This window comes from Caballeronia sp. GAFFF2 (assembly GCF_023631485.1).
Lineage (GTDB): Bacteria > Pseudomonadota > Gammaproteobacteria > Burkholderiales > Burkholderiaceae > Caballeronia.
Genome location: NZ_JALQDA010000042.1, coordinates 1 through 1,452 on the forward strand (window position 1 = coordinate 1; position 1,452 = coordinate 1,452).

The window sequence follows — 1,452 nt, forward strand, 5'->3', positions numbered from 1 at the left end:
GCCGCTTCGAGACGGTCGCGACCATAGCGACGTGAGAGCGAGAGCAAGCCAAGGCACGCCCGATAGCCGTGCTCGGGATGGCGCTGTTCCTGCAGAAGTCGCGCGACGAGCGCGCCGGTGGCGCCGCCAATCTGCTGACCCCAGTGGATAAGCCGCTGTGGAGTCCATTCGAGATGGGCGCGGTGTGCTGCCGGCATGTGCTCGACGGCGGTGGTGTAGCCTCCTACGCGATCATTGCGAGCATGGCTGGCCACACGGCGACCGCGATGCAACAACTCGACAGCGCCCGCAGTAATGCGCGCATCGAGCTTGAGTCCGACAAGCGCGTGCGGGACGCTGTAGCGATGTTTATCGATCTCGATGTGATAGTCGATGTGGACGGTCACTGCCTTGAACCGCGCGAGCTCATACGGCTGCACCGGCAGTGGCTGTAGGGCCGGCGCGTCTAATTCGGTGAACGCGCTGGCGCGGCATCCAGGCAGCTTCTGAAACGGGCGCTCGTTCAAGTTCTTCAGTAGCGGGCGGATCGCGTCGTCCACCGACTGGACCGACTCGAACTGGCGATGACGCAGGCGCGCCATGATCCAACGTTCGACCACCTGAACCGCTACTTCAACCTTCGGCTTATCCTGCGGGCGATAAACGCGTGCAGGCAGAAATGAGGTGCCATAGTGACGCGCGAAGTCCAGCACGGTGTCGCCGGCGCGAGGCTCATAGCGATCGGGATCGCCGATCATCGCGCGCGGGTTATCCGGCACGATCAGCTGGGGAACGCCGCCGTAGAAGGTCAGCGCGCGGGCGATACCACTCAGCCAATCCTCCATCGTCTCGGCCGGCGTGGCGCATGCGAATGTATAGCTCGATGCGCCCATGGCGGCCACGAAGATGTGCGCGCGGCGCCCTGTGGTCAACGGCAACGTGGGACCAGCGAAGTCGACGAATAGCTTCTCGCCAGCTCGGTGGATCTGCCGCATGGAGCGCTTCAGCCGTTTCGCGAACGCCTTATAGTGCTCGCAGAACTGCGTGTAACGGTAAGTCTTCCGATTCGCGAACTCCGCCTGATATTCCTCCCACAACAACGTCAGCGTCACGCCCTTGCGGCGCAGCTCTTGATGAATGCGACCGTAGTCGGGCTGTGCATAGGCCGCGGGTCCGGTGGGCTTGCCAAGAAGCCGTCGCTCGAGCTCGCCTTCGTCCATATCACAGGCGATCGCCCAATCCAGCCCGGCGGCACCCGCCAGTCCGACGTACTTTGTGACCACGCCCTTGGAAATGCCCAGCGACGCGGCGATTCGATCATGCGAGAAACCGCCGTCGAACTTAAGTCGTAAAACGTCCTTGATCATGCGCATGTTCATCCGGTGCGCGGGCATGCTTTCTCCGGCCAAAGCCGGCGAGCATAGCTCGCGTGGTTGATGTCATGCGCAACGCCAGTCCTGTCGTCCGGTCCGT

General features: G+C 62.9%; 1 protein-coding gene. It reads right to left on the reverse strand.

The features are described 5' to 3' along the window. Positions 1–1,352, reverse strand: a 1,352-nt coding sequence (gene istA, locus NCT04_RS31480; protein WP_502800718.1) for an IS21 family transposase, incomplete at its 3' end; no start/stop codon positions are given. Positions 1,353–1,452: the final 100 nt, after the last annotated feature.